A 21889-nucleotide genomic window follows, 5' to 3' on the forward strand; every position below is an offset into this window, starting at 1 on the left:
CGCCTTAAACGTGAGGAAACGGATCTGTCCTACAGCTTTTTCGTCAATAAGAGCTCATCGTCCTGACGATAGTTGCCTTGTTCATAGGTTTTAATCGCAGCATGGTTTCTTCTACCTGTTAGTACTTTAACACTTTTCACTCCGCGTTTTTCTAAGTTTTCTTCCAAATAAAGCAGTAATGAAGCGGCAATGCCCTTTCTTCGAGCGTCTTCCTCCACATATAATTCGGTAATCTCTCCTTGAAGCCCGTTATAGCAAAATGATCGAAAACTCTGAGCGCAACCAAAACCAACGACTCTGCCGTCTATTTCTGCTACAGCAATCAATTCAGCGCTGTCATTTAGGCTCTCCAGTATGTCTGCGGAAGGCCTTGGGTCACCGCCGTTAAACGCTTGATTAAGCCTTGAAAGTTCATTTGCATCACTTGGGCCCGCCAGTCTTATCCTTGCATCCAATCTCATTCACCCCATCCCATTATAGATTATTGCATCGCATCCAGTTATGCGCCAAGCGTTACCCGTTGGTTGTATGCTCGCCATGTCTTGCTTGCACATTCTTTATAATTTCATAAACACAAAGTTCGATATCCTTATCGGAGCAATCAACAGTTTGATCGCTATACTTCATGTATAAAGGAGCTCTTTCCTCGTAGACATCCTTAAGACGTTTTCCTTTCTTAATTACAATGCCTCTGGTTGCTATGTTTAAGAGTCTCCTTTCAATTTCATCATAAGGGACATGTAAATAAACAATCGTTCCACCCCTTTGAAGGGCATTCATCGCTTTTTCCGAATAGACTACGCTTCCGCCTGTAGCGATCACGCAATGGTCCAGTTGCAACTCGGACACGATCCGTTCTTCGATCTCCATAAATGTTTCTATGCCATCCTGATCAATAATATCTTGTAACAGCCTGCCTTCCTGTTGTTGGATAACAATATCCGTATCGACGAAATCCATGCCTAAAGCTTTTGCAAGCAGCACTCCCAAGGTGCTTTTGCCGGCCCCAGACATACCGATCAGTACGATATTCATCGTTTCCTTCACCCCTGTAAAATCTCGGTTTAGAGTCAATCGATACGAATTTCATAAAAAGCGGTCGGGTATTGGTTTAGAATCAAAGCCTCCCTAACTTTCACAAAGCCCTGCTTCTCATAAAATTCGCACAATCGCGGCCGGTCGGCAGCGCAATCCAGTCTCAAGGTATGTTTGCCTCGCGCAGCGGCCATCCTCTTGGCCCATGTTATCATCTGTGCCGCCATTCCTGTCCGGGCATACGACCTTCTTGCGGCAAGCTTGTGCAAATACAAGCACGGCTTGTGATCGTCCGCTCCGAATAGGAGGTCTTTCTCCTGAAGGACCATGGTCGCAACGGCCTGCTGGTCCAGGAAGCCCAGATACATATCGGCGACCGTGTAGCTGTCCAGCAGCCCCCGGACCGAATACTGCTTTTCGGTCCACATGTCCCTGCCTTCTCGTTTCAGCCAAAGGGCCGCCTCTTCCAGAATCAAAGACACTTCCCCGATTTCATCCTCGCGGATTCTCCTGATCAAGAGCTCCGCTGCTTCCGAATCCATCTGCAAATTGCCCGCTCCTTTGTCCTTCGGCTGTCACACCGTTCTCATATAGACATCGCTTAAATGGCCGGCTTGATAATACGGATACTCCATCTTCTTCTGTACCACGCACAAATGCTATTCTCAATCCGGCATCAGCCCTCTCTTCACTTGGAAAATAAAATAAAAAAGCATCTGATCCGCGATGATCAAATACTTTGCCCAGGCGTACGGCATTTACAATATGCGCTCCCTTGTGGTGATCCACATTACGCCAGTCGCGCATACCCGATATGTATTTTATTATACACGTCGTTTCCTTTTTTGCCCATCTGTTCGTGAAAATGTGGCGAGGCTGCCTATCTATACCAGAGCCTATTGAGCAAACGGGCAGTTGAAAATATATCATTCGTGTCCGAGCCATGCTATTGACAATCCCGCTACTACGTGTTACTTTATAGCAGTAGTAAGTATCACTTGATACCAGTGATACAGAATAGCAAGGAGTGATTGTGCTGGAAAACCTGACGGAAATGCTCAAAGGGGTGCTTGAGGGCTGCGTCCTTGAAATTATAAGCCGCAAAGAAACGTACGGCTACGAAATCACACGCCGGCTGAACGCCCTCGGCTTCACAGATGTTGTGGAGGGAACGGTGTACACGATCCTAATCCGGCTCGAAAAAAACAAGTTGGTGGAGATTACCAAGAAGCCCTCCGATATGGGACCGCCGCGAAAGTTTTTCGCGATCAACGACGCCGGGCGCGAGGAACTACGGAGGATCTGGGAAAAATGGCAGTTCGTATCATCCAAGATTAACGAGTTAAAGGAGGAACAACAATGAATTTTTGGGAAAAAATCACCGGAAGTGACATGACTAAAGAATTTAAAACGTTTGAAACGCGAGCAAACAAGCTGCCAGCCGATTATCAAGCGGCATGGGAGAAAATGAAGGTCAATCTTTGGTCGCACTCGGATTTCACCGGTCGCAACCTCATGCCAATTTTTGACGGTGTGCTTGGCCTGCTCGAAGAAACGGCCGCGGACGGTCAGAGTGTCCAAGACGTTTTGGGTGACGATATCACAGGCTTCTGTAAAGCGCTGGCCGGCGAAGAGGGGGCAAAGTCTTTGCGCGACAAGTGGCGCGAGCAGCTCAACAATAATATCGCTAAAAAATTAGGCAAATAGGAGGATAACATGAGAATACAAGATATGATCGAAGGCAAAAAAGAGTGGCGAGCGCACATGGCGCGCGTCAAAGCGCTCCCGCAAGATTATCAGATTGTTTATAAAGAAATTCAAAAATATCTCTTTAAGGTCGGCCCTGTTGAGCTAACCGACGGAATAAGTTTACTCTCGGGAATTATCGATCTTTTTGAAGAGGGCGCGGCCTTGGGAAAAGGTGTGCTCGAAGTGACGGGCAGTGACGTAGCGGCTTTCAGCGACGATCTAATCAAAGATTCCAAAACTTACGCCGACATCTATCAAGAATCTGTTGACCAAGAAGTTAACAAGGCCATGAGAAAGGTTACGGATAAAAAGTAAAGGGGGATCGGGATGGAAAAAGCAATTGAAGTGAAAGGTCTGCGAAAGTCTTTCAAGGACAAAGAAGTCCTAAAGGGCGTCGATTTTGAAGTGAAGCGAGGCGAGATTTTCGCCCTGCTTGGCTCCAACGGCGCGGGCAAGACGACGATTGTCAGAATCCTCACTACGCTGCTCCAACAGGACGGAGGCACCGCCACTATAATCGGATTTGACGTCGCGTCAAAACCCGAGAATGTGCGGCAGGCGATCAGTCTAACCGGGCAATTTGCCGCCGTGGACGAGATATTGACCGGGCGGGAAAATCTTATCATGATCGCCAAACTGCGCCACCTTACAAATCCGCGTCATGTCGCGGATGATTTACTGAATCGCTTTGGCTTGAACGACGCCGCCGACCGCAAGGTGTCCACCTATTCGGGCGGTATGCGCCGCAGGCTCGACATTGCCATGAGCCTGATCGGAAAACCGCAGCTCATTTTCCTCGACGAACCAACCACAGGCCTTGACCCCGAGGCACGCATGGAGGCTTGGACGATTGTCAAGGAGCTTGCCGACGGTGGCACAACGGTATTCCTGACCACTCAGTATTTGGATGAGGCTGAACAGCTTGCCGATACAATTGCCATTTTGCATAAGGGCAAGATTATTGCCAATGGCACGCTGGAGGAACTGAAGAAGCTGTTCCCACCCGCAAAGACGGAATACGTGGAAAAACAACCTTCATTGGAGGAAATATTCCTCGCAATCATTGGTAAATAGGAGGGGAAGTCACAATGAATGAGCATTTTTTCAGCGACATGAGCGTGATGCTCGGACGTTCCATGCGCCATATTTTGCGAAGCATGGACACCATCTTCACGGTTTGCATCACTCCGATTGCAATGATGCTGCTATTCGTCTATGTGTTTGGCGGTGCAATCCAAACCGGTACGGATAACTATGTGAATTACCTGTTGCCCGGTATCCTACTCATTGCGATTGCAAGCGGTATATCCTATACGGCGTACCGCCTGTTTTTGGATAAACAACGGGGCATCATTGAGCGGTTCCACTCCATGCCGATTTCGCGTTCCGCCGTGCTGTGGGGGCATGTGCTTACCTCGGTAGTATCCAACGTCATTTCTGTTGTCGTAATCATTCTCGTAGCGCTCATTATGGGCTTTCGCTCATCGGCGGGGGTACTGTCCTGGCTTGCCGTAGCCGGAATACTCGTGCTGTTTACGCTGGCTTTGACTTGGGTCGCGGCGATTGCCGGACTGTCTGCGACATCGGTGGAAGGCGCAAGCGTGTTTTCCTATCCGCTTATCTTCCTGCCGTTTATCAGTTCGGCCTTTGTGCCGACCGAAACGATGCCGTCAGTCGTACGCGCCTTTGCCGAAAACCAGCCGGTGACCTCTATCGTAGAAACCATTCGTGCACTATTGTCGAGTCAACCGGTAGGCCATGATATCTGGGTCGCTATTGCGTGGTGCTTAGGGATACTGATCGTCGCCTATCTATTTGCGGTGCGCGCATACAAACGGAAAGCAGCTTAATGTTTGCCAGTGACGTTCTATCACTCCTTTAATGTCAGAGTAATGGGGAATAAAGATAACCAGGGAGCAGACTGCCACGGGCGCCTGTTCCCTTTTTATTGAAGTAGGCGTCAAATCGTGGATGTCGTACTTTTTAGAACGAATTATTTTTGCCTTTGTTTTTTCGCCTACCTCATCTATTGGTAGCTCCCCGGGAATCTTCGCTCTAACGATTGCAGCAAATACGGACATCTTCTGCTCGCTGAACTAACGGTGCACGAAAGCTGAATCATACAACAATGATGAGGCTGCCGAATCGTACCGGCAGCTTCGACTTATTACTCCCCAACGAGGCTTCTTCAAGTACCGCTATTTCGCTGTAACCATTCTTTCGCCCGCCGGCAGGATGGACGCAGATACGACGATCTCCATAAATTTGTTGGCGGCAACGGACATCGGAGCTTCCTTCAAACGGACGATGCCGAAATCGATCATCGGCAGCGGTCGATCCAGCTTCACTTCATACAGAGTGCCGGCTTCCAGCTCTTCTTTAATAAATTGCTTGACCACGCACGAAAGGCCCAACCCGGCTTTGGCAAAATCGATCAAAATGTCCCGGCTGCCGATCTCGAAAGCGGGTTGAATCGTTAATCCGTGTGCGGCGAAAAATTGATCCAGCGTTTTTCGGGAGGTCATATGGTCCGGGAAGACGACAAGCGGATATTGGATTAACCGCTCCAACGAAACGGTATTGTCGGAAAGGAATTTATATTTTTCGCCGACCACAAAGCAGTCCTGTACGGTCAACACGTTCACGGATGTCATCATGTTGTCGTCTACGGGCGTCCGGACCAGGCAGAAATCGATGGTCCCGTCTCTCAGGTGCTGCAAACAGCCAAGCGTCGAACTCGTGACCAGCTTGATTTTAATATCCGGATAATGCTGTTGAAAATAAATAAGAGACGGCAGCAGCACATAGCGAATGGTGGAATCGCTCGCCCCGATTCTCACTTCCCCGCTGTTCAGATTGACGACCTCGCCCATTTTTTTCTCTGCCGACGAAATAAGCCCGTAAGCTTGTTCGATAAAAGAAAAAAGCATCTTGCCGTCAACCGTCAGTTCGACGCCTTTCGGTGTTCGGACAAATAGGTTCAGCCGCAAAGCATCCTCGAGCTGCTTGATCGCCAAACTGGCGCCCGGCTGTGTCAGATGCAGTTGTTTGGCCGCTTTGGAAATAGACCCCGCTACGGCGGTGAAATAAAAAATGCGGTAAAGCTCCAAATTGATGATGGTTATATCCTCCCGTAATACCCGTTATCCGATATAATTATTTTCCTTAATGATACATGCGGGGTAAGATGGTTACAAGAATCATAGACTTATTCATCATACAGTAGTGGGGGCGTTTCATTCATGGCGGTACAAGAAGCGGTAATCGGAATCGACGGAGGCGGGTCTTACACCAGGGTCATGGTCAGCGATCTTCAAGGGCGTATCCTTTCCTATGCGGAAGGAGGCGCATCGTCCATTCATAAAGATAGCAACGCCGTCCAGAACGTTCGCTCGGCTATACAGGATGCTCTTGCGAAAGCGGAATGCAATCCGTGGAACGTAAAAGGGCTTTGTGCGGGTATTGCCGGATACGACTCCGAGAATGATTTGGAATGGGTCGAAGCATTGACTGCCGTAGAAGGGCTGGATGGTCCGAAGCAGCATGTCAATGACGCCGTCATCGCTCATGCGGGTGCGTTTCTCGGGGAGCCGGGCATCGTAGTCGTTTCCGGTACCGGGTCGATCCTGTTCGCCATTACGGAGGACGGTACCCAGCGCCGAAATTACGATTACCGCCATTACGCCTCGAGCGCAGCCAGATTTCTTTCCTATGACTCGGTTTTCGAGATGTTGGCCGGCCATGTTCACCAGTCGGACCAGCAAATGATTGAAGACGTTCTTCGTTACTGGAACGCCAGGGATATGGATCATTTCCGCAGCATAGCCGCGGGCGGTTTCGTGGAAGACCGCCAAGAGCGCGACAAGCTGTTCGGACAGATGGCGCCGATCGTAACCGATGCCGCTTATGGAGGGAGTCGTCTGGCCCGGGTCGTGTGCGACAAGGCCGTCCGCGAAATCGCCGTAGGCGTAGAAATACTCGGTTCCTGCTTTCACAGCGAACGTGTCGCGGTGACGGGCATCGGCAGCGTCATCAACAGCCCCTATATGAAATCGGCGCTTGCCGCCAAGCTGCAGCCAGGACGCAACAAACAATATCGCCTTGCCGATCCTGCGTTGTCCGCGGTGTCCGGTGCGGTGCTTATGGCATTGAAGCACGTCCGTGCTCCGCTTGGTCCGGACACACTTCGGGAAATAGGCAAGCACCCCCGGTCGGCTTATTGACGATTAGAAACGTTTCGTATACCGGATGAATGCCCTTTAGCGCAGAGAGGCTGCCGAATCGTGCCGGCAGCTTCGTCTTGAGGGCTTGTTCCTCCCCCCTCAGTGCGCTAAAACGAAATCGCGGTGTATTAGGCTTCGTCGGAGGGCCGATATATTTCTTTCTTAAAGTAATAATGCCTGCTCCCCGTCGGAGCATCTTCGAATACCGCCACTTCGCTGTAACCATGTTTTCGATAAAAATCGGGCGCTTGGAAACTGAAAGTATTCAGCTTTAAAAAGGTGCAATTTTTTTCTTTGGCGATGTCCTCGATCTGATTCAACAGGCGGGTTCCGTAGCCTCTGCCCCTTAACGATTCGTCTATCCAGAGAATATCGATTTCAATCCAATTCCAGCAAAGAACGGCCAGCATTCCGCCTACCACTTGGCCATCCGTATTCTTAATAGCCAAATTGATTTCCTCGTAACGGGAGCTTAACTCCTCATGCACATGCTTGGAGTTAAATTCGATCAATCTTTTTCGGATGTATTCGCTCTCTTCTTTGCTCCCGAATGAAATATCAGCTGTCATGGGACCCTCCGTTATCTTCGTCAAGATCACTCTTTGGCATAACGAATCTTTTAATAGTCAGACCCTTCTCCAACTCGAAGCTTTTCATATCTTTATTCGAGTAGTCCTGTAAAATGTTCTGAAAAATTCTGCTTATAAGGATACAATCGCCTAATGCGTTGTGGCGGGGTACATCGTTATCCCCGATCTTATAATAGTTAATCAAATAATCCGTCGAAAAGATGTCATTCCATTCACGATGAACATTTGCAAATAATGCCTTTGTATCGATAACTGTATTTGGGAACAGCTGCAAACCGTGAATTCGGCAATGCTTGTCCAGCATCGGGAGATCGTACTCATAACCAGCCTGAGTGACCAACACCGCTTCGCCGCAGAAGTCGAGAAACTGCTTATAGACTTCGGGAAAAGCCGGTGCATGCAGCATTTCTTCATTGGTAATTCCGGTTAACTTCTCGATAGCGTCCGGGATAAGCTTAGGAGATTTCACTAATGAATCGAACTTACCGATAATCTGCCCATTTTGAAATAAGATAGCGGCGATTTGAGTAATGTATTCCGTCTCAACATGAATCCCTGTTCCTTCCAAGTCAAATATACAATAAGGCCGGTTATGCAAATTCTCTACATAAACCCCTTGTATCGTATACTCTTCCTTTGATAAAAAAGAAATCTCCATGGTAAGCCCTCCTTTACTCTAAATCGATAGCGGGTTCAACTGCACCGCCGCCTGCTTGCCGCTAAGCTGGATGCCGGTTGCGGGACGTCCGGAAGGCTTCAACTCCCGGATCAGCCGCTCCAGCAGCTCCTTGGCCTGTTGGCCCTCCTTGCCTTGAATGCGGACCGTAAACAGGACAGAGTCGCCGGCCAACAGGATGCGGTGCGCCTGCTCCGCCTTCGTCTCGAAGTCATGGTCTTCGATGCGCGGCGTCAGGCGGATTTCCTTGACCTTGGCAGGCCTGTCCCGCTTGCTCGCCTGCTGGGCCGCCTGTTTGGCCGCTCCGGACGCAATTAGCCGGCACGGCGGCGGGCTGCTCATCAGCGACTCGCAGACAAGGTCGACCTTCAGCTTGCGGGCCATTGCCAGCGCCTCCGCGGTCGAGACGATGCCCAGATCCTCGCCATTGACCCCGGTCAGCTGCACTTCGGACGCTTTAATTTTTTCGTTCATGATCATTGTGGATACCCCCGAACTTTCGTTATAATGATCCATATTACGGGTTTGAAGGGGATTTTTCAATGAGCGACAGCTACAGCAAGCAAATGGAAGAGCAAATCATCCGCAATTACGAACGGGACGAGCATATGATGATTCTCGTCTTCGCCCAATGGTGCGTCAACCACGACCTGGATCCGACTGCGCTGTACAACCGCGCCTACCCGGATCAGCCGGCCAATCCGGTGCTGCAGCAGACGATCGAACTAACCGTACCCAAGGACGAGGCCGGCTTCATTCCCGACGAGACGCTGCTCGGCGTGCTGTCGATGTTCGGCAACGAGGAGCTGGCGTATACGGTCACCGAGGAGATCGGCAAACGCGGCAATCGTCCGCGCTGATGCCTGAAGCGCCATTTCGCGGCCCAGCGACAAAGACTGCATCGTCATGTGCGACGGGACCTCGGACGGTACCAAGTCCATTCTTCAAAAAACGGCCGCCTTCAGCGCAAGCTGAAAGCGGCCGTTTTGGGTTTAATCGGGCGATATGCCGATCCGGTAACCGTTCCTTTTCGACCAATCGCCGTTGTACCCGGGTTGAAAAGAGAATAAGGTCGTTCCTGGCTTAGTGGACGGTCACCGCGACACGGTTCGTCTCCACTGTCGTCCCGTCGATGGTCGTCTGTGCCCATACCTCGGCGGTCCCTGGCAGCTTGCCGACAAGCTTGCCGTTCTCGAAGCCGACGACGGACGGATTGTCGGTGAACCATACCGGATGGCGGCGCTCCAGCTTCTCAATCGTCCTCCCCGCCTTGTCCAGCAGCCCCGTAATCGCCGGCTCCGCCCTTTCCCCAATCGCCAGGCTCGCCGAGGAAAGCTCCAAACGGGCTCCTACAGGCTGGGCGATCAAGCCGGGTATCGTGATTTTCAGCAGATCCGTTTCTTCGGTCAAATAGAAGTGGCCGAAATCGTCCTGCGCCAGACGGTTGTTTTTGCCCGCGTTGCGAATCAATTGCTTCTGCTTCGTGACCGCATCGATGCGGAAAAACTGGTTCGCTTGGGTGCCGTAGACGTTGCCGTCGGTCCCGATTACGAACTGGGTATCGCGCCATACCGCGCTGCTGTACGAGCGCGTCACGAGATTTTGCCGATGCACCACCTGCCTCGTATTCGGGTCGAAGATGAACAGATCGCCCTCCGCCGAGCCCCAGATGTTGCCGTCCGGTCCGACGATCAGCTCGGTGATCGCCTTCTTGCCCGGCACCGGAACCGTCTCGAACACCTTCTGGTTGTTCGCCACATCCCAAATGAACAGCTTCGCCTCGGTGGCGGTCGGATCGATGCCAAGTCCGCCCCAAATGTTCGAGCCGCCGTACACGAGCCCGTCCTTGTACGTGACGGCCGTCACGCTTTGCTGATCCACCACGTTCCAATAGACCTCGCGTTCGTTCGTCTCCAGGTCGTAGATGACCAGCGAACCGCCTAGGAAGCCGTATTTCGGCACCGTGCCGATTACAAGCTTACCTTCCTCCGGCATCACGGTGCCTGCCAGACCGCGGTCCTGGTGACCGACATTCGAGGCGGTGAATATATACTTCGGATTCGGCGCGGCGACCGACTGGCGGTCCCACGGCAGCGCCTGATCATATTCGTATACCCTCATTCCGGTATAGGTAACGTAATAAATTTTGTCCTTGTAGCTGTAAATCCGGTCGGTCTGGCTGCCAGGCACCGTCTGCTCGACGCCGACGGATTGCTTGGAATACTCCCGCCGTTCCCCGGTTACGGGGTCGTACATCGCATTGCCGCCGACAACGAAGGCGCTCACATGCATCAATCCGTCATTGCCTTTGGCTGCGGAATGCAGGCCGCTCGGCTCGCCGAGTATCGGAATGGGCACCGAACGGACGGCGCCGGTCGCCGGATTGTACTTGAACAGATTTCCTTCCGCTATCGCCACGAGCGAATTGCCGGGAAAAGCCGGATCGCTCAGCTGCGCGAACGTGAAACCGTTGACGTCGAAGCCCGTATCCACGCCAAGTCTCGTATACTGTTTCGTGCTGAAATCGTAATGACCCAGCTCCGAATAAGCGGTATAGTAGATTTTGTCGTCATCGGGAGAAAGCGGCGAGACGAGCCGCGACGTGACCGTATCGTTCGTCGACTCGAACTGGCCGGTTTGCAAATCAAAGGCCAGCGTCGCTCCCGGGGAAAGCCGCATGAACAGCTTGTCCTCGACGATGCTCATGTCCCATACGAATTGCGCCGAAGCAAACTGCGGCGGAAGCGGAATTTCCGTCTTCGTCCCGGTATCGCGGTCATACCGGATCAGGTGAGCGTGGGAGCCGATGCCGTAGTAATAATCGTTGCGATTCGCATCGTAAGCGACGGAGTACAAATAATACTCGTCAGGCGTAGCCGCCCCCAACTGCACCAGCTCATTCGTTACCGTGTTGTATTCGAAGGCGATATTTTTATTGTAGGTACCGCCCACCAGTTTGCCGTCCGGACCGTTCTTGAGATCGTATACGGCAGCGCCCGGCAGCTTCTTCACAAAATGCACCTTGTCTTCTCCGGGCGTGTAGGAGAACAGGTTCGTCGGCGTCCCAGTCATGTAAACGGTTCCATCCGGTTGAACAGCGAGCCCCCGCAAATATTCGCCTTTATAGTACGTTCCGTATACCGTATCCTCGACGGTAATCTGCTTGAGCACCGTCTCCGCGTCCACATCGATCACAAGCAATTGGGCCGGAAGCGCCTGCAAGGTAGCGTAGGCGAGCGTGCGGCCCGACGGCTCCTTGTAGAATACTGCGCGGGCAATATCGATATTGTGAATAAACGCTCCCAGATTGGTCAACTCGTACTCGACGGTGCTCGCATTAGATAGCCTCAAATACAAATCGTCCACGTTCGTCGCCCCCTTCCCGGCATTCTGGGAATAGATCAGTACTCGGGCATAGGCGCCCAACGCCGGCACGTCCGCTTCCAAATTGTATTCGGTCCACGCCGTACCGGGCGTCAGCGTCACGAATTTGTTGCTCAGGGCGGCGTTGACGACGTCGTCTGTCGTCTTCTTGTACGTACGGATGCCGGCATATACCGTCCCAGTCGTTTGGGCCGCCTGAAGTCTTAGCAGCAGAGAATCGCCCGCGGACACTTCAATCGGATCGCTGTAGGCGACGACGGCGGTTGTCGTCGAATTATCGACGACCCGCAAGCTGTTGCTTCCTTCGCTGCCCATGCTGTCGGTTACCTCCATCGTGATCCCCGCCGGATTCGTTCCCCGCAAATTCCACCCCGGGATCGGCCGGTTCTCCTCCGGTGCCATCTCAAAGCCCGGATTGACCAGCAAATTCGGCGCCTCCGTATCGGCTCTCGCCGGAGCCGCTCCGCTCAACAGCGCGGACGCCAGCAGGACGGCCGCGACGGCTGTGCGACATGCCTTGCGATATGCCGTGGCCCTCAACTTGATGCTCATCATACATCCCTCCCCATCTATGGCATAGGAATGACCGCGTGCCTTGCGGCAGACAGCCGTCCCCGATGCGCCTCCTGCGTCGTCTTGCTCCTGTCCGGCTTCCGTCGGCGGCTCTGAGGCCGGTCGCTCGCTTGCCGTAGAATCTCGAGCCGCCCGTCTAACCGCCGTCGCGCCGGTCCGCTGCCGGCAAAACCCGTCCGCCCGCAGCTTCTTCCTTACTGGCCGACGGCCAAGCTGCCTCCATGCCGCCTTACTTGCTCTTTTGTTTGGCCAACTCGGCCTTCAGCTTCTCGTCCAGATCGCGCAAGGCGGTATTGACGTCCGTCTTGCCCTGGGCGACGTCAACAAAGCTTTGACTAAGCAGGTTTTGCTGCGTCACGCCCGGAATGTCCGTCAGCCCCGCCTGCCGTTTCTGCGTATAGGGAATCGGCGGATAGGCGTTGATGGCGTCCATGTTCTTTTTGCTGTAGACCGGATGTCCCTTTCCAAGCGCCTTTTGCACTTCCGTACTGCTGAGCGTCGTCGTAATGCCTTTGCGAGAGTCCTCCATCTGCAGCTCGTCGGACAGCATCGTCATGATCATCTCGAAGGCGTCCTCCTTATGCTTGCTCGTGCCGGTGATCGACCAGTAGGCCGGGCCGCGCTGCGGCATCAGCTTGGGCGCACCTTCCATGATCGGATACGAGACCAAATCCCAGTTCAGCTCCGGCGGAAGCACCAGGTAAACGCTGTGCTGGTTCGTCATCAGCGCCACGTTGCCTTTGGCGAACGCCTGGCTGTCGAGCGCGGCCGTGCTTTCGATCGTATTGTTCGGAATTTCGTAGAACCGTTTCAAATTGTTGAACAGCGTCGTCCAGCGCGCCGGATCGGCCAGTTTGTCCGCCTTCGGATCGAGGATCGGCAGCGAGAACGGATTGTCGCGCAGCAGGTTCGTCGGATGCGAGCTGAAGCCGCGGTATATGACTCCGCCGTCCACCCGGGTCATCTTCTTAGCGAGCTCGTACAGCTCATCCCAGGTCATGCCGTCCTTTGGATAAGCGACGCCGAATTTGTCGAACAAATCTTTATTGTAGTACAGCGCCTGCGGAAAGTACGGCGGCACCGGCAAGCCGTACAACGCGCCCGTACGGCCGACGTCGAGAATTTCGTCGATGAACACTTTGTTGAACCGGTTCAAGTCGTATTTGGCATTTTTCACAAATTCGTTCAGATCGAAGCCGAGACCCAGATCGAGATAGCCGCTCACGAGCGTCGGCACGTCGGTGCGGATCAAGTCCGGCGTATTGCCGGAGGCGATCAGGTCGTTGATCGTCGAGCCTTTTGCTCCCGCGTAATATTCCACTGTAATGTGCGGAAATTTCTTCTTCAAAGTATCGCGGAAGCGTTCGTCAAACTCCTCCGCCTTCACGCCCGCCGCCAATATCCTCATCGTATACGGCTCTTTGGGCTTCTCCTCCGGCTTGACGCCACCGCTCTCGGAAGCTCCTTCGTTCTTCTGACCGCAAGCCGTCACCAGCAGCAGCAGTGACAGCGCTCCCGCCGCCCCGATCTTTCTTATTCTCGCCATATTGCCCGTCGCCCCCCATGGACTGTTCCTGATTTGGTCTTGCAAAGTCCTGCGCATACCTTGCCGTTCTCTCGATCCGCCCTCCTTTTCTAACCCTATACTAACCCTATATTCAAAATACGGCTTTTTGTAAGCGTAGTCAATGCATCTGTACCGCTTTTTTCATGTCTTTAAAATGTCTATATGCTACCGGGCTCCACGACAAAAAAAAGGTACCCGGGAGCTAGAGCTCCGCGAATACCGGAAATCCGATCAACCCGACGCAAAAAAGCCCCTTCGCTGTCGCGAAAGGGCATTCCCTACGTATATCAACGCTTTTCCGTCTGCAAAAGTGTACACGGGTTACGACCGGACGGACGGATCGTTGGAGACTTGACTCGGACTACCGACGATCGGGACGAAGGAATCGACTTTCTCCATAACGTCGGCCAACGTAAATCGGCGCAAGTAATCGATCGTCTGCTGCTCGGCGCCGGACATAATTTTGGACAGCTCCACGTCCAGCAGATCTCCGGCTTCCTCGCCGCAGCCGACATTGCCATCGGCCTCGGCGCTTTCGGCGGTGCATTCCGTCTTGACGGCTACGTAAATATCGGCCAAGGTGACGCAGCTCGCCGATTTCTTCAGCGTATAGCCGCCGTCGCGTCCTTCCCTCGCTTCGACAATACCGGCTTGCACAAGCGATTGCAGCACCCTTCGGATAAAGGTCGCATGGGAGTTCACCTGGCATGCCATGTTCGCGCTGGAGAGCATGCCCCCGCTGCGCGTCAGCCATACGAGCGCGTGTACGGCAACTCCGAAGCGCGGCGGCCCGACGGCGCTGCCCCGGCTATTCGTTGAACCCATCGCAGTCACTCCCATCGATTGTTCCCAGAAGTATTTGTATCGCCTTGCCTTCTATTATATAGCTTTCCGGGATATCCGACAAACCGGTTTACGCCTGCGATCTCCACCAGCCGTCGTATGGCGTGACGGGCAGCTCTCTTTTGTGCCGGGTTGCCAGAAAGCGCGTCTCGATCTTCTCCGCAGCTTCGTCCGGCAGCGGCTTTCCTTCCAAATAATCGTCCAACTGCTCGTACGAAAGGCCAAGCTCCGTCTCGTCCGCTTGTCCGGGCTTATTGTCCAGCAAATCGGCCGTAGGGGTTTTCTCGTAGAGCCGGGCAGACGCCTGTAAATGCTGCAGCAGCTGCCGCCCTTGACGCTTGTTCAGCCCCGTCAGCGGGGTGATATCCGCTCCGCCATCTCCGAACTTGGTGAAAAAGCCGGTGAGCGCTTCCGCCGCATGATCGGTGCCGATCACGATTGCCTGACCGGCATATGCGCCGAACAAATATTGAACGACCATGCGAATGCGGGCTTTCACGTTACCCTTATCGTAATCGCGGATCGCTTCTCCCGTCGCTTTGGCAAATTCGGGCACGAACGCGTCCGTTACCGCCTGAATGTTGAATACGTACGATTGATCCGGCTTGATAAAATCGAGCGCCTGCTGAGCGTCTTCCTCGTCATGCTGAACGCCGTAGGGCAGACGAACCGCGATAAAGCGGTAGGCGGGATCGGAAGTTTCCGCGCGAAGCTCCTCAACGCACAGCTGTGCCAGCCTGCCGGCGAGCGTCGAATCCTGACCGCCGGATATGCCGAGCACCAGCGTCTTAGCCTTCGTTTGCAGCATATAGTCTTTCATAAATTGAATGCGCCCCCGCACTTCTTCCCCGGCATCGATGGCGGGCTTGACGTTCAACGCTTGAATGATGTCCTCCTGCAGCTTTCTCATCTCGAACCTCTCCTCTTCATAGCCTCACATAGGTCCCGATAAACCGGGCCACTTCCAAGTCGTACCGCTTCGGGTCGACCCGCCGCGCCAGAGCGTGCCCCGCACCGGGCACCACGAGCAGCCGCTTGTGCGCCGGACCGTTCTCGAACAATTCGTACACCATCTTGGTCGGCACGAACAAGTCGGCATCCCCATGAATGAACAGCGTCGGCGTGCGCGATTTTTTGACCTGCTCCAATGCCGAAGCTTCCCCGAAAAAATACCCGGCTCTGATTTTGGTCAGCAAGCTGGTCGCGTGCATGAGCGGAACGGACGGAAGACGGTACAACCGTTTCATTTGATAAGCCAGTTGGGCTTTGACCGACGTATATCCGCAATCCTCCACAATAGCTTTAACGTTGGGAGGCAGAGATTCCCCGCTGGTCATCATGACTGTCGCGCCTCCCATGGATACTCCATGAAGGACGATTTGCTCGCGGCTTCCCGAGTATGCGACGACTTTATCGATCCATCCGATGTAGTCCTTACGCTCCGGCCAGCCGAATCCGATATACCGTCCTTCGCTTCGGCCATGTCCGCGGGCGTCCGGGATCAGGACGTTAAAGCCGAGCGAGTCCCTGTACATTTCGGCCAGATTGCCCATCATTCCGGCATGCCCGGCATAACCGTGCGCCAGAATGACGGTCTTGTCCGATGGCCGGGCGGCTGCCAAGTAATAGGCGTGAAGCTTCAATCCGTCGGCGGACAGCAGACTCCATTCCGCGAACGCTTGCTTCCCCCACCACGCTTCGCCGCTTGACGGTGTGCCGACGGCCGAGCTGACCGTTGCGCCACTGACGTTGTTCAGATCCGGATTGCCGACCAGGAAGCTTTTCTCGGTGCGAGCTACGGCAACGCGGTAAAAATAGAAGCTGGCGGCCGTTATGGCGGCCAGGACGATCACGACGATCCACACGTACATAGGTAGCACCCTTTTGCCTGTTCTCGGTTTGTCGGCGATGTATTGCGTATGGTGGATGAAGCGGATCGCCGTATAGAACTATCATAGCAAATGTATCCCGGCTAAGCCAAGCCGTACGGCAGCCGGAAACGGCGCGCTTTTCGGCGGAAATGGGCAGAGGCGGCGTGCTGAGATGGCCGAACGAATAGACAAAAAAACGCCCCGATCGGAGATCGGAGCGGGATGGTTTTGTCCAGACGTCAGCCCTGCTGTCCGTCCGGATTACTTGCAGCCTTCGCCAGCAAATCCTTGACGGCGACGCTCACCATAATAAGGCCGGCGACGGGCGGCACGAACGAATTGCTGGCCGGCGGCTGCTGCGCCTTGCGGATTTCCGGCGCGTTGTCCGGCACGATCCGCTGGGTAACGTCCTCGCGGGGCTTGACCGGCTCCTCGGTAGAGAAGACGACCTTGACGCCTTTGCGGATACCGTCCTTGCGCAGCCGCTGCCGGATGACGCGGGCGAGCGGATCGACCGACGTTTGGGAAATATCGGCCACCCGAAACTGCGTCGGATCGAGCTTATTGGCCGCCCCCATGCACGAGATGACCGGAATGCCGCGACGTAAACATTCTTTGATCAGATGAATCTTGTACGTCACCGTATCCGAGGCGTCCAGCACGTAGTCGAGCGGCGTTTCGAAAAACTTCTCGTACGTCTCCTCGGTGTAAAACATCCGCAGCGCGATCGCGTCGCACTCCGGGTTGATCAGCTTGATACGATCGCGCATCAGTTCGGCCTTCGGCTGTCCGACGGTCGTCGTCAGCGCATGAATTTGCCGGTTGATGTTGGTCACGTCCACGACGTCCTTATCGACCATCACGATGCGGCCTACGCCGGTACGGGCCAAAGCTTCGGCCGCCATGGCGCCGACGCCGCCGATCCCGAGCACCGCTACCGTGCTCTTTCTCATGACGTCCAGCCCTTCCGGGCCGATCGCCAGTTCCGTTCGCGAAAACTGATGGAGCATAATATCCCTCCGTACGTGAAGTAACAACCTCTCGGCTTCCGAGCCGCTGGCGCAGAAGGCGCACATGCTTCACCCGCACGATGTGCCGACGGTTTCCGCATATCGGCCGCAGGGATGGCGATCGATAGACGCCATCCCGGGCAAGCACCTCATCAAACCTTATCCGCTCCGATGCGTGCATCGGCGTCCAACATTTGGCCCGCTCAGCCTTTCGCGGCGGCTTCCTTAACGGCGACACGGATAGACAAGTCTTCCAGCTGCTTCGCGTCGACCGGCGACGGAGCGTTCATGAGCAGATCGGTCGCGCTGGCCGTCTTCGGGAACGCGATCGTTTCGCGCAGGTTGGTGCGTCCGGCCAGCAGCATGACGAGCCGGTCGAAGCCGAAGGCGATGCCGCCGTGCGGTGGCGTGCCATACTCGAAGGCGTCGAGCAGGAAGCCGAACTTCTCGTTCGCCTCTTCGGCCGAAAAGCCGAGCGCCTTGAACATTTTCTCCTGCACGTCGCGTTTGAAAATACGCATCGAGCCGCCGCCCACCTCGTAGCCGTTGAGCACGAGATCGTAAGCCTGAGCGCGGATTTGACCCGGATCGGTATCGAAATAAGCCAGGTCCTCGTCCAACGGACGGGTGAACGGATGGTGTTCGGCCACGTAACGCTTCGCTTCCTCGTCATAGCCGAGCAGCGGGAAGTCGACGACCCAGGCGAACTTAAACACGCTCTCGTCGATGAGGCCGAGATCGCGGCCGATTTTCAGGCGCAGGTTGCCGAGCACGTCGGCCACGACCTTCTTCGTATCGGCGGAGAACAGCAGCAGGTCGCCTTCCTCCGCGCCGAGACGCTCTTTAAGCGCAGCAATCTCGTCCTCGCTGAAAAACTTGACGATCGGCCCTTTCCACTCGCCGTCCTTGACTTGAATCCAAGCCAAGCCTTTGGCTCCGTAGCGCGCCGCGAACGGCAGCAGGTCGTCGATCTCCTTGCGGCTCCACGTGCCGCAGCCTTTGGCGTTGAGCGCCTTCACCTGGCCGCCCTTCTTCGTTACGCTGGCGAATACTTGCACGCCGGAATTGGCCACGAGGTCGGATACGTCGACCAGTTCCAGGCCGAAGCGAAGATCCGGCTTGTCCGAGCCGTATTTGCCCATCGCGTCGGCATAGCTCAGACGTTGGAACGGACGGGCGATATCCGCGCCGACAGTCTCCTTGAACAGACGCGCGACGAGCTGCTCCATCAGCTCGAGCAGCTGATCGCGGGAAAGGAACGAAGTTTCGATGTCCACCTGCGTGAACTCCGGCTGCCGGTCGGCGCGCAGATCTTCGTCACGGAAGCAGCGGGCGATCTGGTAGTACCGCTCCAAGCCGCTGACCATCAGCAGTTGCTTATAAATTTGCGGCGATTGCGGCAGCGCGAAAAACTCGCCGGCATGAACGCGGCTCGGCACGAGATAATCGCGGGCGCCTTCCGGGGTGCTCTTCGTCAAGATCGGCGTCTCGATTTCCAGGAAGCCGTTCTCGTCGAGATAATCGCGGAATACTTTGGCCGCCTTCGAGCGCAGGTACAGCGTCTTCTGCATTTCCGGACGGCGCAGGTCCAAATAACGGTACTTCAGGCGCAACTGCTCGTCGATCTCGATGCCGTCCTCGATGAAAAACGGAGGCGTCTTCGCCGAGTTGAGAATTTCGATCTCGGTAATGCGGACTTCAATGTCCCCTGTTCCGAGATTCGGGTTCACGGTAGCCGGATCGCGCTCGACGACCTTGCCTTTTACCGCCAGCACGTATTCCGAACGCGCCTTGTCGGCAATTGCCAGCGCTTCGCCGGAGAAATCCGGGTTGAAAACGATTTGCACGATACCGCTCCGGTCGCGCAGATCGATGAACAGCACGCCACCCAGGTCGCGGCGGACCGCCACCCAGCCGTTCAAAATTACCGTTTCGCCCACATGGGCTTTGCTCAGACTTCCGCAATGATGTGTTTTCAGCATCATGTTTTCTCATCCTCCATCGATTCGTTCGATTATCCTAACCTTTATGGGGCAAGCTTCGCCTTCAGCGCTTCCACCAGCCGGCTCAGCTCGATTTCTTCCTGTTCGCCGGTCGCCATCGTCTTCACCATTGCCGTGCCTCGGCTCAACTCGTCTTCCCCGACGATGACCGTGAACTTCGCGGCGAACCGGTCGGCCGATTTCATCTGAGCCTTCATCTTACGGCTCAAATAGTCCTTCTCCGCCTTCAAGCCGCCGGAGCGAAGCGCGAACAGCAGGCGGGCTACCTCGTTCTCCGCCGTCTCGCCCATGCCGATCAGGTAGACGTCGAGCGGTCGTACGCCCGGCACCTGTACGCCCTGCGCTTCCAGCACGAGCAGTACCCGCTCCAGGCCGAGGCCGAAGCCGACGCCCGGCTGATCGAGCGCGCTGCCGCCGATCGTACCGACCAGACCGTTGTACCGGCCGCCGCCGCTGATCGTATCGATCGCGCCGATGCCGGCCGCTTTGTACTCGAACGCGGTGTGGGTATAGTAATCGAGACCGCGCACCATCCGCGGGTTAATGACATATTCGATGCCCATGTCGGTCAAGTGCCGCTGCACCTTGGCAAAGTGGGTCGAGCATTCCTCGTCGAGAAAATCGAGAATCGACGGCGCGCCCGCCCCGTACTGCGTATCGACCTTGCAGTCGAGAATGCGCATCGGATTGCGGTCATAGCGCGACTGGCAGTCTTTGCACAGCTTGTCCTTGACCGGAGCGAAAAACGTCTGCAGCGCTTCCCGGTATACCGCCCGGCAGGACGGGTTACCGACCGAATTGATCTCCACCTTGACGCCCTGGAGTCCGAGCTCCTTGTAGAACAAGTAGCCCATCGCGATCACTTCCGCGTCCAGGCTCGGATCGACGGAGCCGATCGCCTCGATGCCGAACTGGTGGAACTGGCGGTAGCGTCCCGCCTGCGGCTGCTCATAACGGAACATCGGTCCGATGTAATACAGCTTGGTGATGTCCGGCTCGCCGTACAGCTTGTTTTCCACGTAAGCCCGTACGACGCCGGCCGTTCCTTCCGGACGCAGGGTCATGTTGCGGTCCCCTTTGTCGGGGAACGTATACATCTCTTTCTCCACGATGTCCGTCGTCTCTCCGACGCCGCGCTGGAACAACTCGGTGTTCTCGAAGATCGGGGTACGGATTTCCTTGTAATTGAACCGGCGGCAGACGTCCCGCGCTTTTTCCTCGATGTATTGCCATTTCTCGACGACGCCCGGCAGCAAATCCTGCGTCCCTTTCGGCTTTTGAATGCTCATGTTCCCCCTCCTTCTGTCGATGTCGTTTCGATGCAAACACAAAAACGCCCCCGGCTCTTTGCCAGGGACGGGACGTTCGTTAGCCGAAATGCCCGCGGTACCACCCGCATTCGCGTCTGCTGCAAAGAGGTCGTCAGACCGCGAGACGAAAAGGTAAAGCCATCCGTCTCTTGCATGCAAAGCGCGCACTTAATGCGGTTAACGCCCGCCCTACGCGATACGGCTACTGTCCGCACGATTGCCGGCTTCCTCTAGGCTCCGTCTGCGCTTCGACTTGTTGCGCAAACGTCGTCCGGCCTTCCTGCGAAGTTCCCCGTCCGTTCTCCGGGATGTTATTCGTCCGTCCATCGCCGGGAAGCTTGCAGCCTGGGCTCCCCTCTCTGCTAGGCTTGGGTTCGCACTACTCCGTCCCATCACCGAATCGTGAAAGTTATCGTTATGATTGTACCAAGACGATCCGGGCAAAGTCAAGCGGCCTTCCTGCGGCAATCAGGGCAATCGCCTAAGAAAAATCGGCGGCAAAGCAAGGCTACGGACCCTTTGCTCCTCCAATCGCACTTGAAATCGGATTCCCTGTTTGGGTCATAGCAGGCGGAATCCGATCTCAAAGGCGACCGCTTCGCTTTTGCGGACCCAAAGGCTCCCCTCCGCCTTCTCTGCATAGCCGGACTGTGTCTCATGCAATTGCCCTGCTGCGGCAAGCGCGGGCATCCGGACCAATGCTGCCCTGTTCTCTCCCAAGACGTCGCCACCAGCGCGTGCTATACTTGAAACAGACACGGTCGTTTGAAGGACCGGAACGCTATAAGGAGATAATCCGCATGGAGCTTGTCGGTCATTGCCGCCTTTGCAAAGCCGCCGTTTATTGCCGGGACGGCTTCCTCGACGGGGTCACGGAAAACCAAGCCTTGTACTGCCATGCCTGCTTCGACGCCCTGAAGCCGGACACGGACGGACCGGACAAACCGGAGAGCGATCGTCAGAACGCGTCCCGGCCTCCTTCCGCCGACTGAACCCGACCGGAGAACCCGCAATAAGCAAAAAAAAACCTGCGGAAACGCTCCGCAGGTTATCCA

Annotated in this window: 23 protein-coding genes and 1 riboswitch; of the genes, 8 read left to right on the forward strand and 15 right to left on the reverse strand. The window is 55.0% G+C overall.

Annotated features, from left to right (window positions below):
* Window positions 1-29 precede the first annotated feature (29 nt).
* Genes ABD796_RS21000 through ABD796_RS21010 form a run of 3 tightly spaced genes read right to left on the reverse strand, consistent with a single transcriptional unit; the run spans window position 30 to window position 1577 of the window.
* A complete protein-coding gene (locus ABD796_RS21000) occupies window positions 30-461 on the reverse strand; it encodes a GNAT family N-acetyltransferase (RefSeq protein ID WP_344911387.1) in 432 nt (143 codons plus the stop codon).
* Window positions 462-513: 52 nt separating this feature from the next.
* Window positions 514-1035 (reverse strand): shikimate kinase, encoded by a 522-nt coding sequence (locus tag ABD796_RS21005; protein ID WP_344911389.1) that lies wholly within the window; start codon window positions 1033-1035, stop codon window positions 514-516.
* A gap of 35 nt (window positions 1036-1070) precedes the next feature.
* Complete coding sequence (locus tag ABD796_RS21010) at window positions 1071-1577, reverse strand: GNAT family N-acetyltransferase (protein ID WP_344912908.1); 507 nt, start codon at window positions 1575-1577, stop codon at window positions 1071-1073.
* Window positions 1578-1769: 192 nt separating this feature from the next.
* Window positions 1770-1848, reverse strand: a riboswitch (ZMP/ZTP riboswitch).
* 241 nt (window positions 1849-2089) lie between these two features.
* On the opposite strand from ABD796_RS21010, the gene ABD796_RS21015 reads away from it, so the two are divergent.
* The 5 genes from ABD796_RS21015 to ABD796_RS21035 are packed head-to-tail and all read left to right on the forward strand — an operon-like array spanning window position 2090 to window position 4634.
* Window positions 2090-2398 (forward strand): PadR family transcriptional regulator, encoded by a 309-nt coding sequence (locus ABD796_RS21015; RefSeq protein ID WP_344912910.1) that lies wholly within the window; start codon window positions 2090-2092, stop codon window positions 2396-2398.
* Window positions 2395-2742: a DUF1048 domain-containing protein gene (locus tag ABD796_RS21020; RefSeq protein ID WP_344911391.1), complete on the forward strand. Its 348-nt coding sequence runs from the start codon at window positions 2395-2397 to the stop codon at window positions 2740-2742. The genes ABD796_RS21015 and ABD796_RS21020 overlap by 4 nt, the downstream gene beginning before the upstream one ends.
* Window positions 2743-2751: 9 nt before the next feature.
* Complete coding sequence (locus tag ABD796_RS21025) at window positions 2752-3099, forward strand: DUF1048 domain-containing protein (protein WP_344911394.1); 348 nt, start codon at window positions 2752-2754, stop codon at window positions 3097-3099.
* A gap of 12 nt (window positions 3100-3111) precedes the next feature.
* Window positions 3112-3858 (forward strand): ABC transporter ATP-binding protein, encoded by a 747-nt coding sequence (locus ABD796_RS21030; RefSeq protein WP_344911397.1) that lies wholly within the window; start codon window positions 3112-3114, stop codon window positions 3856-3858.
* Window positions 3859-3872: 14 nt separating this feature from the next.
* Complete coding sequence (locus ABD796_RS21035; RefSeq protein WP_344911399.1) at window positions 3873-4634, forward strand: ABC transporter permease; 762 nt, start codon at window positions 3873-3875, stop codon at window positions 4632-4634.
* A 348-nt stretch (window positions 4635-4982) separates the two neighbouring features.
* Here the strand turns inward: ABD796_RS21035 and ABD796_RS21040 are convergent, their stop codons facing one another.
* Window positions 4983-5894 (reverse strand): LysR family transcriptional regulator, encoded by a 912-nt coding sequence (locus ABD796_RS21040; protein ID WP_344911402.1) that lies wholly within the window; start codon window positions 5892-5894, stop codon window positions 4983-4985.
* 132 nt (window positions 5895-6026) lie between these two features.
* On the opposite strand from ABD796_RS21040, the gene ABD796_RS21045 reads away from it, so the two are divergent.
* The gene (locus ABD796_RS21045; RefSeq protein ID WP_344911404.1) at window positions 6027-7007 is read left to right on the forward strand and encodes an N-acetylglucosamine kinase; all 981 of its coding nucleotides are present in this window, start codon (window positions 6027-6029) and stop codon (window positions 7005-7007) included.
* A 128-nt stretch (window positions 7008-7135) separates the two neighbouring features.
* On the opposite strand, the gene ABD796_RS21050 is transcribed toward ABD796_RS21045, so the two are convergent.
* From ABD796_RS21050 to infC, 3 genes are read right to left on the reverse strand one after another with little or no spacing between them, the layout of a single operon-like run.
* Window positions 7136-7576: a GNAT family N-acetyltransferase gene (locus ABD796_RS21050; protein WP_344911407.1), complete on the reverse strand. Its 441-nt coding sequence runs from the start codon at window positions 7574-7576 to the stop codon at window positions 7136-7138.
* A complete protein-coding gene (locus ABD796_RS21055) occupies window positions 7566-8255 on the reverse strand; it encodes a 3'-5' exonuclease (RefSeq protein WP_344911409.1) in 690 nt (229 codons plus the stop codon). Before ABD796_RS21055 ends, ABD796_RS21050 begins: the two co-directional genes overlap by 11 nt.
* A gap of 18 nt (window positions 8256-8273) precedes the next feature.
* The gene (gene infC / locus ABD796_RS21060; protein WP_344911411.1) at window positions 8274-8753 is read right to left on the reverse strand and encodes a translation initiation factor IF-3; all 480 of its coding nucleotides are present in this window, start codon (window positions 8751-8753) and stop codon (window positions 8274-8276) included.
* Window positions 8754-8815: 62 nt separating this feature from the next.
* Here infC and ABD796_RS21065 point away from each other — a divergent pair, with 62 nt between their 5' ends.
* Window positions 8816-9133 (forward strand): hypothetical protein, encoded by a 318-nt coding sequence (locus tag ABD796_RS21065; protein WP_344911414.1) that lies wholly within the window; start codon window positions 8816-8818, stop codon window positions 9131-9133.
* A gap of 223 nt (window positions 9134-9356) precedes the next feature.
* Here the strand turns inward: ABD796_RS21065 and ABD796_RS21070 are convergent, their stop codons facing one another.
* From ABD796_RS21070 to hisS, 8 genes are all read right to left on the reverse strand, one after another.
* Entirely contained in the window at window positions 9357-12209 is a 2853-nt protein-coding gene (locus ABD796_RS21070) for a ligand-binding sensor domain-containing protein (protein ID WP_344911416.1), read from the reverse strand.
* A 250-nt stretch (window positions 12210-12459) separates the two neighbouring features.
* Entirely contained in the window at window positions 12460-13776 is a 1317-nt protein-coding gene (locus tag ABD796_RS21075) for an ABC transporter substrate-binding protein (RefSeq protein ID WP_344911418.1), read from the reverse strand.
* Window positions 13777-14118: 342 nt separating this feature from the next.
* Entirely contained in the window at window positions 14119-14622 is a 504-nt protein-coding gene (locus ABD796_RS21080) for an RrF2 family transcriptional regulator (RefSeq protein ID WP_344911420.1), read from the reverse strand.
* 88 nt (window positions 14623-14710) lie between these two features.
* Window positions 14711-15550 carry an ammonia-dependent NAD(+) synthetase gene (nadE, locus tag ABD796_RS21085; protein ID WP_344911423.1) on the reverse strand — a complete coding sequence of 280 codons (840 nt, stop codon included), beginning with the start codon at window positions 15548-15550 and terminating at the stop codon, window positions 14711-14713.
* A gap of 16 nt (window positions 15551-15566) precedes the next feature.
* Complete coding sequence (locus ABD796_RS21090; RefSeq protein WP_344911425.1) at window positions 15567-16511, reverse strand: alpha/beta hydrolase; 945 nt, start codon at window positions 16509-16511, stop codon at window positions 15567-15569.
* Between the two features lie 239 nt (window positions 16512-16750).
* Window positions 16751-17521: a tRNA threonylcarbamoyladenosine dehydratase gene (locus ABD796_RS21095; RefSeq protein WP_344911427.1), complete on the reverse strand. Its 771-nt coding sequence runs from the start codon at window positions 17519-17521 to the stop codon at window positions 16751-16753.
* A 203-nt stretch (window positions 17522-17724) separates the two neighbouring features.
* Window positions 17725-19503: an aspartate--tRNA ligase gene (gene aspS, locus ABD796_RS21100; RefSeq protein WP_344912912.1), complete on the reverse strand. Its 1779-nt coding sequence runs from the start codon at window positions 19501-19503 to the stop codon at window positions 17725-17727.
* Window positions 19504-19547: 44 nt separating this feature from the next.
* The gene (hisS, locus tag ABD796_RS21105; protein ID WP_344911429.1) at window positions 19548-20813 is read right to left on the reverse strand and encodes a histidine--tRNA ligase; all 1266 of its coding nucleotides are present in this window, start codon (window positions 20811-20813) and stop codon (window positions 19548-19550) included.
* Window positions 20814-21634: 821 nt separating this feature from the next.
* On the opposite strand from hisS, the gene ABD796_RS21110 reads away from it, so the two are divergent.
* Window positions 21635-21826 carry a hypothetical protein gene (locus tag ABD796_RS21110; RefSeq protein ID WP_344911431.1) on the forward strand — a complete coding sequence of 64 codons (192 nt, stop codon included), beginning with the start codon at window positions 21635-21637 and terminating at the stop codon, window positions 21824-21826.
* Window positions 21827-21889: the final 63 nt, after the last annotated feature.

The organism is Paenibacillus hodogayensis, from assembly GCF_039536325.1.
In the GTDB taxonomy this organism is placed as follows: Bacteria; Bacillota; Bacilli; order Paenibacillales; family NBRC-103111; genus Paenibacillus_AB; species Paenibacillus_AB hodogayensis.